A 10,954-nucleotide genomic window follows, 5' to 3' on the forward strand; every position below is an offset into this window, starting at 1 on the left:
AGCGGCCGGGCTGAGCGCCAGCGCGGTTTACATAAGCTTACCGACACGACACTTGTGATTCATTCAAGCCATGAACAATGGCTGCATGACATTACTGAACGCTCTCCAAACCACTTCTTCCCATCACCGCAGCCTTGTCCATGACCTGGATACGCTGATCCAGCACGCCACCACCAATCGGCGCAGCATGTTGCGTTGGCTGGCCATAGGCGGCGCAACGGCCCTCCCTCTGATGGCTTGTGGCGGCGGAGACAGTTCAGACAGTAGTTTGAGCAGCACGGGAACAACGTCAGGCACAACGTCAGGCGGCACATCGGGAAGCACAACGACGACAGGTTCATGCGCTGTTATTCCCAGCGAAACTGGTGGCCCCTACCCCGGCGATGGCAGCAACAGCAATGGCAGCGGTATCGCCAATGCGCTGACGCTGTCGGGCATCGTGCGTTCCGATATTCGCTCCAGCATTGCAGGCCCCAGCGCAGTAGCAGCAGGCGTGCCGCTGACAGTGAAGCTCAAACTGGTGAACACAGGCGCGAGCTGCGCCTCCCTGGCGGGTTACGCCATCTATCTTTGGCATTGCGACAGGGCTGGCGGGTATTCGATGTACTCCAGCGGCATCACTGCCGAGAACTATCTGCGCGGTGTGCAGGTGACGGATGCCAATGGTGAGGTCACTTTCACCACCATCTTCCCCGGCTGCTACTCCGGGCGCTGGCCGCATATCCATTTTGAGGTGTATTCCAGCCTGACAGCGGCTGTCACCACGCCTGCGAGCGACCAGGTGCGCACCTCACAGCTCGCACTGCCCGCAGCCGCCTGCCAGGCCGTCTATGCGACCACTGGCTACAGCGCCAGCGTAAGCAACTTCGCCGCGATATCGCTGGCCAGCGACAACGTGTTCAGCGATGACAAGGCGGTCTCGCAAATCCCGACGATCACGGGCGACGCAACCAGCGGCTATGCCGCGACGCTGACCGTAGGGATCAGCGCCTAGACCCCATTGGTGATCTTATAGACCCAAGGCCGCAATACCGGCCTTGGCGATCTGCGCATCTTCGGTGGATTTCACACCGCTGACACCCACTGCACCGAGACACTGACCGTCCTTGACGATGGGTACGCCGCCTTCGAGCATGCCTTCCAACGCTGGCGCGCTCAAGAACGACACCCGTCCGCCATTGATCATGTCTTCGTAAGTCTTGCTCTCGCGCCGGCCCATCGCCGCGGTATGGGCTTTGGCGGGCGCGATGTGCGCGGAAATCGGGGCTGCACCATCCAGACGCTGGAAATGCAGCAAATGGCCACCGTCATCGACGATGGCGATGCTGACAGCCCAATTGTTCTTCACGGCTTCAGCTTCGGCAGCTGCGGCAATGGCTTTGACATCAGCGGCTTCGAGAATGGATTTGTTTTTCATGGTGTGCAGCCCGGCAGTTGGAATACGACAAGCATACCGCTGCCTGGCCCCTGCAATCGCTACTCTCGGTTGCAACTGAATGACCCAAAACCGGACCAATCCTGGGGATACCCGTTTACGCCCTTGATAAACCCTAGAATGGGGCCATCTGCTCTATGCAGTTCTAGAAGGAGTTTCATCATGAACGAACAAGTTACCACTATTGACGCAGGCTACGGCTACGCGTCTACCGCTGAGCGCAACAAGGTGTTGCGCAATACCTATTGGCTGCTGTCGCTGTCCATGATCCCGACCATCTTGGGCGCTTGGCTCGGCGTGGCGACCGGTATCACGGCGGCCATGTCACCCATGGTTGGGCTGATTGTTTTCATGGCTGGCGCGTTCGGCTTCATGTACGCCATCGAGAAAACCAAGAACTCGGCAGCGGGTGTGCCAATGCTGCTGGCCTTCACGTTCTTCATGGGTCTGATGCTGTCGCGTCTGGTCGGCTCTGTGCTGGGCCTGAGCAACGGCGCCAGCCTGATCATGATGGCCTTTGCCGGAACCGGCGGTATCTTTTTGGGCATGGCAACCCTGTCATCCATCATCAAACGCGACCTGTCGTCCATGGGCAAGTTCCTGTTCATCGGCATGATGATGGTGTTTGTTGCCGGTATTGCCAACGTATTCATCCAGAGCAGCGGCCTGATGATTACCCTGTCGGTGCTGGTCATCGGCATCTTCTCGGCCTTCATCCTGTATGACCTGAAGCGCGTCCGGGACGGAGAAGAAACCAACTACATCACCGCCACGCTGGGTGTGTATCTGAGCCTGTACAACGTGTTCCAGAGCCTGCTGTCTCTGCTGGGCATCTTCGGTGGCGAACGCGACTGATCGCAGACCGATCCAGAATTAGGCCCCTTTTGGGGCCTTTTTCTTTGGATCCAATCCAAGATGCGCCATCAACTCAGAGCGCAAATTGTCGATATAGACTGAAGGTCCCACTCCATTGCCCATGACTGCACGCCTCCTTCTCATCACCATCGCCCTGCTACTGGGTGGGTGCGACCTTGAGAAACTGCTGGAAGATCCCAAGGCCGTTCAACGGGAATCGGATGCCAAAGCGATTGGTGGTGCCTGCCGCTTTGGCTTGCGCAGTATCGAAGACTGCTATGCCCTCAATGAAAAGGCATCCAAGACCGCGGTATTCGCGGGCTGGAAAGACATGGACCAGTACATGCGGGACAACAAGGTCGAAGGCATTCCGGCCAAGATCACCAAGAGCGCAGACGGCACCATAGAAGAAGTCATCGCCGAGTCCAAACCGGACAAGTCAGACAAAGCTACGGATGATGCATCCAAGACCAAAGGCAAGCCCAAGACGGCTGCCCACTGATCAGTTAATCCTGTCGAATACCGCAATGCTCTCCACGTGCGCCGTGTGAGGGAACATGTTGACCACCCCTGCTGACGTACAGCGGTATCCCGCCTCGTGCACCAGCACACCCGCGTCACGCGCCAGCGTTGCAGGGTTGCAGCTCACATAAACGATGCGCTGCGGCGGCGTCCAGTCGCCACGCAACTCGGCTGACTGGTTCAACGCAGCCAGCGCCTGCACCAGCGCATAAGCGCCTTCGCGCGGTGGATCGACCAGCCATTTGTCAGCCGCACCGTCCGCAGCCAATAGCTCCGGCGTCATCTCGAACAGGTTGCGCGCTACAAATTTAGTAGCTGCCCACGCCTGTCCTGCGGGCGCTGCAGCCTGATTTACCTTGTAATTTTCTCTGGAACGGGCAACCAGCGACTCCGCACCTTCCACGCCCAGCACCTCGCGCGCCTGCGTTGCCAGCGGCAGCGTGAAGTTGCCCAGACCGCAAAACCAGTCAATGACGCGTTCTTCCTTTTTGACGGCCAGCAAGCCCAGCGCCTTTTGCACCAGCACGCGGTTGATATGTGGGTTGACCTGGGTGAAATCGGTCGGACGAAACGGCATCGTGATGCCAAACTGCGGCAGGCTGTAAGCCAACTGGCCGGTCTCATGGCCCGCCAACTCGTCCAGCCGAATGATTGCGTCCGGCCCTTTCGCTTGCAGCCACCATTGCACACCGGGGTTCACCGCAGCGAACTCGCGCAAGCGCTGCAAGTCTGCATCGCTCAGTGGATTCATATGGCGCAGCACCAGCGCAGTCACTTCGGTTGCGGCCTCCGAGTTACCACCAGCGACGTCCCCTACAGCCAACTCGATCTGCGGCAGTGACTCCACCGCATCCATGGACGCGATCAGCGCGCGCAGCGGCATCAGCATCCTGCTTACATGCGGCACCAGCACCGCGCAGCTTTGCATGTCAGCCACATAGTGGCTCTTGCGCTCATGAAAACCGATCAGCACCGCGCCCTTCTTGCGCACAAAGCGCACCGACAGGCGCGCACGGTAGCGGTAGCCCCAGGCCGGGCCTTCGATCGGGCGCAGCATGTTCTCGGAACGCAGCTTGCCAATGTGTTGCAGGTTGTCTTCCAGAACCCGCTGTTTGACGGCCACCTGCGCGCCCACGTGCAAGTGCTGCATCTTGCAGCCGCCGCAGGCGTTGGGCTGCAGGCCAAAGTGCGGGCATGCCGGGCGCACGCGCTGGCTCGATTCCTGGTGGATGGTGGTCAGCGTACCTTTTTCAAAACTGGCCTTGCTGCGGTGGATATTGGCGCTCACCACCTCGAAAGGCAGGGCACCATCAATGAACACCACCTTGCCATCGGGCTTGTGGGCCACGCCTTGGGCTTCAAGGTCCAGCGATTTAACGCGCAGCCAGCCGTCGGGCAAGGCCGGGCCTGAATCAACAGGCAATTCGATAACGGGCGATTCAGGGGGGAGTTCAGCGGGAATTACGGTAGCGTCTGTCATCCCTGAATTGTCTCAGGTATGGACGTAGCCCCCACGCTCCGCCGCTTCGCGGGTCGCTGATCAGGCCCTGCCAGAGGCAAGGGCTCTTCAGGCTGTCCAGAGCCACGCAGGTGGCTCTGGAGCCGCAGCCTTCAGCCCCAAGGGGGCTAAGCCCGCTCGGGGCGGCCCAGTGCGGACTTGTTGCTCTCGCGGTCACATGAGCGCATCACGCGCAATGCCGCGGCGGGCCAGGTTGCGCTTGATCTTCAGCAAGGCCTCGTTTTGGACCTGGCGCACGCGCTCGCGCGTCAGTCCCAGGTGCACACTGACGACATCCAGCGTCTCGGGCTCCCGGTCATGCAAGCCATAGCGGCGCTCCAGCACTTCGCGCTCGCGGGTGGTTAGCGTGCTGACCCATTCTTCCAGCAACACATCGACCTCCAGCGCATGCGCGTGGTCCTCGGGATCTATGGCCAACTCATCCACCAAGCTGTCGCCCAGCGTCTGCTCATCGCCGCTGCGGTCTAAAGCTGCATCCAGCGACCGTGGTGACTCGGCCATGCCCAGCAGCTCAGCGACCTCGGTGGCAGGCCGCCCCAGCAATGCTGCGATGTCTTCCACGCGAATGCCTTCGGGCCGACGTGACACAAGGTCAGCATCGTTTTCCAAAACACGACGGGCTTTGAGCACATGCTGTAACTCGCGCACCACGTTCACTGGCAGGCGCACCGCACGGCCCTGGTACATCAGCGCACGGTCCACCGACTGGCGTATCCACCACGTCGCATAGGTCGAGAAACGAAAACCCCGCTCGGGCTCAAACTTGTCGATCGCGTGCATCAGGCCCAGATTGCCCTCTTCGATCAGATCGGCAATCGGCACGCCGCGGCCCATATAGCCCTTGGCAATGCTGACCACCAGGCGCAGGTTGTGCTCGATCATGCTTTGCCGGGCCGCGAAATCACCCGCGCGGGCGCGAGTCGCCATCGCAAATTCTTCTTCGGGGGTAAACAATTCGGTGCGGCGCACGCCGCGCATGTAGACGGCCAATGCATCTGGAGACTCTTCGGAAGCCGCCTCTCGCAGCACATCAGGCGAAACCTCGTCTGCTATGGTTTCCATAGCTGCCTGCGCACGTTCCTCGGGCGCTAGCGGCCTATTTTCCTCTGAATCCTGTGAAAACTCCACCGCAGCCATCCGACTGGCAGGCTTGCTGCCTTTGTCGGATGCGCGGGGCGTTTTCACTACATCACCTTGGTGGCAAGTACTTCAGGGGATCGACTGGCTTGCCGTAGCGGCGCAGCTCAAAGTGCAGCTTCACGCGGTCGGCATCGCTGTTGCCCATCTCGGCAATCTTCTGGCCCTTTTTGACGGTCTGCTCTTCCTTGACCAGCAGGGTCTGGTTGTGCGCGTAGGCCGTGAGATACGTGTTGTTGTGCTTCAAGATGATCATGTTGCCGTAGCCGCGCAGGCTGGCTCCGGCGTACACCACACGGCCATCAGACGCGGCCAACACGGCATCGCCCGCTGCGCCGCCAATGTCCACACCCTTGTTCTTGGTGTCGTCAAAACCGGTCAACGTGGCGCCGCTTGCGGGCCAGATCCAGTTCAGGTCATCGTCACCACTGCCATTGGCCACGCTGGAAGCCGGGGGCACGGGCGCAGAGGCGGCGCCAACGGGGGCGGAAGCGGGTTTGACCGGCGCGCTCGCCGCACCACTCACCAGCGGCGCGCCAGCGACTACGCTGCTGCTGACTGGCTTGGTAGTAGCTGCGGTCTCGGCAACGGGCGGCTGCACACGCAAAACCTGGCCAACTTCAATGCGGTTGGGGTTTTCCAGCGCGTTCCAGCGCGCGATGTCCTTGTGGCTTTGTCCAGCTTCCAGACCAATGCGGATTAGCGAGTCACCCGGCTTGACCGTGTAGTAGCCAGTCTTGCCAGCGTTCTCAGCACCTGGGATGGGCGTGACCACTGGTTGCGGGGCTGTGGTGGCGCCCTGCGGCTTGCTTTGAGCACCACCGCGATCTTCTACAGGCGGGCGGTTCAGGGACACGGAACTGCACCCGGCCAGGGCCAGAGCAGCCAGCACGGCCAATGAATACACACCACGACGAACAAATCCGGTCATAAGCAATTTCCTTCAGGCAACACCCGATTTTAGAGGGACAAAGTGCACTGCCTCCAGAATACTCTGTCGGATGCCCTGGGGGGTCTTGTCCAGCACCAGCAAGGCCTGGCTGGCGGTCCGGCCGCTGCCCTGCGAAACCGGTGCCACCAAGCGCCCGCCCACAGCCAGTTGATCGACCCAAGCCTGGGGCACGGCCTCGCCGCCAGCGGCCGAAATAATGCCCGCATAGGGCGCGCCCTTGGCATAGCCCACCATACCGTCGCCAAACAGCAAATGCAGATTGGGCAGGCGCAAGGTCCGCAGATTCTCACGCGCCTTGTCATGCAGGCCGCGCAGCCTTTCGATGCTGTAGACCTCGTCCGCCACCAGGCTCAACACCGCGGCCTGGTAACCGCAGCCGGTGCCAATCTCCAGCACGCGGCCCAGCTTGCCGGTTTGTCCATTGCGCATCAATTCGATCATGCGCGACACGACGCCGGGCTTGGAAATGGTCTGCCCCAATCCAATCGGCAGGCTGGTGTCTTCATAGGCCTGGCCCGCCAGCGCGGTATCGACAAAGCGGTGTCGCTCTATCGTTCCCATCGCACAGAGCACCATAGTGTCCTGCACGCCCTGTTCCGCAATCTTTTGCACCATGCGCATGCGCACGGCGCTGGAGTCCATGCCTACGCCCTGCGGCGCGGCCGCTGCCAATTTGTGCGAGCGTGGCGCGGCTGCAGTGGGCCGGGCGTCCATCCGCGCCGGAAAACTGGGGCGCTGCTTGGTACCGGTCATGGCGTCGCTTGCACAATGCGGGCCGCGGTCTGCGCCCAATAGCTCAGGCTCTTGTGGTCCGTGAGGTCAATCTGCAGCGGCGTCATCGCCATATGGCCCTGCGCCGTCGCGTGAAAGTCCGTGCCCTCGGCATCGTCCAGCACGGGGCCAGCCGCGCCAATCCAGTACATGGTCTCGCCACGCGGACTTTTCTGAACGACCACCTTCTCAGCCACATGCCGCTTGCCCAGACGGCACAGCTTCAAACTGCCGATCTCCGCAAAGGGCTTGTTCGGGATGTTGACGTTGAGCAACCACGGCTTCTCGGTGATCATCTGCTGCTTCTGCATAGACAGCACCAGCTCGCGCGCTTTCGCGGCAGCAGAGTCAAGATGGATCCAGTCGCGCTCCACTTGCGAAAACGCAATCGCGGGCACGCCAAACAGAAAGCCCTCCATCGCAGCGCCCACGGTGCCAGAGTAAATCGTGTCGTCGCCCATATTGGCGCCGTTGTTGATGCCGGACACCACCAGGTCAGGCCGGTAATCCAGCAGCCCCGACATCGCAATGTGCACGCAATCCGCCGGTGTGCCATTCACATAGCGAAAGCCGTTGGCCGCGCGGTGCACATACAGCGGCGAATGCAGCGTCAACGCGTTGGATTTGGCGCTGTTGTTTTGCTCGGGTGCGATCACCTCCACATCGGCAATATCTTTCAGGGCTTCGTACAGCGCCACAATGCCGGGCGCCTGGTAACCGTCGTCGTTGGAAATAAGAATTTTCATGGTGCGTCAGAGTGAATCTGGATTGTAGGCGGCGCCCGCTCTGTGGTCGCACGCGGGACAATTCCAGAGACACATCAACTGCCCGCCACCTATGATGCGCTGAACTTATTTGGAGATTTGATATGCATGCCTGGCTTTGCGAAAACCCCACCGGTGTCGATGCCCTGACCTGGAAAGAACTGCCCACGCCCGCGCCCAAGGCTGGCGAAGTGCTGATCGCCATCAAGGCCGCCAGCCTGAACTTTCCCGACATCCTGATCGTGCAAAACAAGTACCAGATGAAGCCGCCTCTGCCCTTTGTGCCAGGGTCTGAATATGCAGGCGTTGTCGAAGCCGTTGGAGAAGGCGTCAAACACATCAAGGTCGGCCAAAACGTGGCCTGCCTGAGCGGCACTGGCGGCTTTGGCACGCACACCATTGCGCCGGCAGCGCTGTGCATGCCGCTGCCGGACGGCTTCCCGTTTGTCGACGCCGCCGCGTTCATCATGATTTACGCCACGTCGTACCACGCGCTGGTAGACCGCGCGCAGCTCAAGGCGGGCGAAACGGTGTTGGTATTGGGGGCTGCGGGCGGAGTAGGCACCTCGGCCATCCAGATCGCCAAGGCCAAGGGCGCACGCGTCATCGCTGCCGCGTCCACACAAGAGAAGTGCGACCTGTGCAAAAAGATCGGCGCAGATGCAACGATCAATTACACGACCGAAAACCTGCGCGATGCGATCAAGGCGCTGACCGACGGCAAAGGCCCTGACGTGATCTATGACCCTGTCGGTGGCGACTTTGCCGAACCAGCCTTCCGCTCTATCGCATGGCGCGGCAGGTATCTCGTCGTCGGTTTTGCGTCGGGCCCGATCCCGGCACTGCCATTCAACCTGGCATTGCTCAAAGGCGCGTCCATCGTCGGCGTGTTCTGGGGCGACTTCGCCAAGCGCGAACCCCAAGCCAACGGCGCGATGATGATGGAACTGGCGCAGTGGTATGGCACCGGAAAGATCAAGCCCGTGATTGACCGCACCATGCCCATGGCCGAGCTCAAGGCGGCGTACGCCCATATGGGCTCGCGCGGCGTGATGGGCAAGCTGGTGATGGTCAACGACTGACGGCGCAGGGCTTGGCCCCTTACGGCGAGATCAGCGTTTCAACTGGTTTACTGCGCGATATCGCACAGAACTGCATTACGAAGTTGCCGACCATTGGGGCCATGCAAAACCGAATCGCCCTCTTTCTTTCGATCGCAGCCCTCTGTGGCTGCGCGACTAAAGCGCCCACGTCGAATACCTCGACCATGTCGACGATGTCGACAACAAGCGCCGATGATCCAGTCAAGATCAGCGAAGGCCTGTACAAGCTGGGCGGCCCGGGCAATGCCACGGACTCATCTGGCACGGGCGTCAAGGTGAGGTTCATGCAACAGGCGACCGCTTTTTGCGCCAGCAAGGGCCAGGCCATGGCGCCCGGAAAGGCCACAACGAAAGACGCTAGCGCCGGCGCGCGTGCTTCAGCGGAGATTCAGTTTCGCTGTGTAGCCAAGTAGCCATGTGGCGGCTTTCCCCGACGGTGACTCCCTAAGGGTGAAAGCCAAACCCGCCTTCGGTAGCCAGAGGTTGAAAGCAACAAGCAGCACCAAAGAAAAAACCCCGCTATCTTTTCGATAGCGGGGTTTTTAGTGTTTATTTGGGGTGGCTGATGGGGCTCGAACCCACGACAACAGGAATCACAATCCTGACTTTTTGATGTTGACTTTCGTTGATTCTGAGAATAAAATCTATATAAATCAACAACTTAACTGCACCTAACAACTATATCCGAAACAGATATGTTGATCTAAATTCCTCAAAATTGAGGAAATTTGGCTACATGGTGGCTACATGGCAAGGTTATTGCCAACTAGCAGAGCACCACTGAATGGCAAGAACACCTAAAAACGTAGCGCCCGACCTGAGCCAATCACACGACATTACTGCCGGGATGATTGATCGGTTGTCATGCCCTAGTAACAGGTCACAGGTGTTCCTGCGTGACGCTAAGGCACCGGGCCTGCGCGTAAGAGTCACAGCAAACGGGGCGAAGTCATTCGTCTTTGAAGCCAAGCTAAATCGACAAAATATCCGGCGCACCATAGGCGATGTACGAGCATGGAACATCGACGCAGCACGAGCAGAATCAAATAGGCTGCGTGTCACTCTAGACACAGGCGATGACCCTAGAGAAATAGAGCGTGACAGACAAATAGCGCTAGCGAATAAGAGGATTGCCGATGCGGTGAAGGTCGAAGCCGATAGGACGGCCTTGATTACCGTTGGCGAGGTATGGCAAACCTACATAGAGCAACGTCGCCCATATTGGGGTGACCTTCACTACCGCGACCACATAGACAAGGCCAAACTTGGCGGTCTGCCCTCAGGTCGTCGTGGTGGTGGCAAGCAATTGACCAAGCCGGGGCCACTAGCCGCCCTTATGCCCTTGCCCCTGAGAAGCCTAGATCAAGCCACAGTAGAGGCGTGGGCAGCGTCTGAGGGGGCAACCCGCCCGTCTTCCGCGCGCCTTGCGTGGCGACTCCTGACGGTGTTCCTAACGTGGTGTGCGGAACAACCTACATACGCCCCACTGCTCGCGGCAACGAATCCAGCCAAGACCAAGAAGGCACGCGAGGCATTGGGCAAGCCAAGTACCAAGTCCGACGTTTTACAACGCGAACAATTGGCAGCGTGGTTTTCCGCCGTTCAGAAAATACCGAACCAGACAATTTCAGTTTGCCTGCAAATGATGCTGTTAACAGGTTGTGTGGAGTTGCTTCAAATTGCGCCGCTGTTTCCGCGATTTCGTGACCTCCATTCCTAGCCACAAAGCCAGCTTCTCGGCGTAGGGATCGAGCTTGCTGGACCGGGTTTGGCTTGCGTACTTAGGCTCACTCTCGTCGGATCGCAGGTACTTCTTCACGGTGTTGCGAGCCAGGCCTGTACGCCTGGAAATCTCACGGATGGACATCTGTTCTCGCAGTGCCCAACGTCTGATGA

12 protein-coding genes and 1 pseudogene are annotated in these 10,954 nt (G+C 59.7%); 6 read left to right on the plus strand and 7 right to left on the minus strand.

Annotation, left to right across the window (positions count from 1 at the left end):
* The first annotated feature begins 85 nt into the window (after positions 1–85).
* Positions 86–994 carry a dioxygenase family protein gene (locus AC1DV6_RS18080; protein ID WP_477979932.1) on the plus strand — a complete coding sequence of 303 codons (909 nt, stop codon included), beginning with the start codon at positions 86–88 and terminating at the stop codon, positions 992–994.
* Between the two features lie 15 nt (positions 995–1,009).
* Here AC1DV6_RS18080 and AC1DV6_RS18085 read toward each other — a convergent pair whose 3' ends face one another.
* Positions 1,010–1,417: a GlcG/HbpS family heme-binding protein gene (locus AC1DV6_RS18085; RefSeq protein ID WP_477979934.1), complete on the minus strand. Its 408-nt coding sequence runs from the start codon at positions 1,415–1,417 to the stop codon at positions 1,010–1,012.
* A gap of 180 nt (positions 1,418–1,597) precedes the next feature.
* Between AC1DV6_RS18085 and AC1DV6_RS18090 the strand changes: the two genes are divergently transcribed.
* Together AC1DV6_RS18090 and AC1DV6_RS18095 are read left to right on the plus strand one after the other, a co-directional pair.
* Positions 1,598–2,290 carry a Bax inhibitor-1/YccA family protein gene (locus AC1DV6_RS18090; protein WP_477979936.1) on the plus strand — a complete coding sequence of 231 codons (693 nt, stop codon included), beginning with the start codon at positions 1,598–1,600 and terminating at the stop codon, positions 2,288–2,290.
* 121 nt (positions 2,291–2,411) lie between these two features.
* Entirely contained in the window at positions 2,412–2,792 is a 381-nt protein-coding gene (locus AC1DV6_RS18095) for a hypothetical protein (RefSeq protein ID WP_477979937.1), read from the plus strand.
* On the opposite strand, the gene rlmD is transcribed toward AC1DV6_RS18095, so the two are convergent.
* The 5 genes from rlmD to surE form a co-directional block, all read right to left on the minus strand.
* Complete coding sequence (gene rlmD / locus AC1DV6_RS18100) at positions 2,793–4,292, minus strand: 23S rRNA (uracil(1939)-C(5))-methyltransferase RlmD (RefSeq protein ID WP_477979939.1); 1,500 nt, start codon at positions 4,290–4,292, stop codon at positions 2,793–2,795. It lies immediately after the preceding gene.
* Positions 4,293–4,484: 192 nt separating this feature from the next.
* On the minus strand, positions 4,485–5,393 hold the full coding sequence (locus AC1DV6_RS18105) for a sigma-70 family RNA polymerase sigma factor (RefSeq protein ID WP_477979948.1): 909 nt from the start codon (positions 5,391–5,393) through the stop codon (positions 4,485–4,487).
* A gap of 127 nt (positions 5,394–5,520) precedes the next feature.
* Positions 5,521–6,399 (minus strand): peptidoglycan DD-metalloendopeptidase family protein, encoded by an 879-nt coding sequence (locus tag AC1DV6_RS18110; RefSeq protein WP_477979941.1) that lies wholly within the window; start codon positions 6,397–6,399, stop codon positions 5,521–5,523.
* Positions 6,400–6,411: 12 nt separating this feature from the next.
* Positions 6,412–7,173, minus strand: coding sequence for a protein-L-isoaspartate(D-aspartate) O-methyltransferase (locus AC1DV6_RS18115; protein ID WP_477979943.1), 762 nt, complete (start codon positions 7,171–7,173; stop codon positions 6,412–6,414).
* Positions 7,170–7,937, minus strand: coding sequence for a 5'/3'-nucleotidase SurE (gene surE / locus AC1DV6_RS18120; protein ID WP_477979945.1), 768 nt, complete (start codon positions 7,935–7,937; stop codon positions 7,170–7,172). Before surE ends, AC1DV6_RS18115 begins: the two co-directional genes overlap by 4 nt.
* A 122-nt stretch (positions 7,938–8,059) precedes the next feature.
* On the opposite strand from surE, the gene AC1DV6_RS18125 reads away from it, so the two are divergent.
* The 3 genes from AC1DV6_RS18125 (at position 8,060) to AC1DV6_RS18135 (ending at position 10,778) form a co-directional block, all read left to right on the plus strand.
* Positions 8,060–9,037 (plus strand): NADPH:quinone oxidoreductase family protein, encoded by a 978-nt coding sequence (locus AC1DV6_RS18125; protein ID WP_477979946.1) that lies wholly within the window; start codon positions 8,060–8,062, stop codon positions 9,035–9,037.
* Between the two features lie 194 nt (positions 9,038–9,231).
* Positions 9,232–9,471, plus strand: coding sequence for a hypothetical protein (locus AC1DV6_RS18130; RefSeq protein WP_477979947.1), 240 nt, complete (start codon positions 9,232–9,234; stop codon positions 9,469–9,471).
* A 434-nt stretch (positions 9,472–9,905) separates the two neighbouring features.
* A complete protein-coding gene (locus AC1DV6_RS18135) occupies positions 9,906–10,778 on the plus strand; it encodes an Arm DNA-binding domain-containing protein (protein ID WP_477979949.1) in 873 nt (290 codons plus the stop codon).
* Here AC1DV6_RS18135 and AC1DV6_RS18140 read toward each other — a convergent pair.
* A pseudogene (locus tag AC1DV6_RS18140) lies at positions 10,722–10,952 on the minus strand (IS21 family transposase); the annotation flags it as partial. The gene AC1DV6_RS18135 and the pseudogene AC1DV6_RS18140 overlap by 57 nt on opposite strands.
* Between the last annotated feature and the right edge of the window lie 2 nt (positions 10,953–10,954).

The organism is Rhodoferax sp. P2_H8_2 (genome assembly GCF_056403235.1).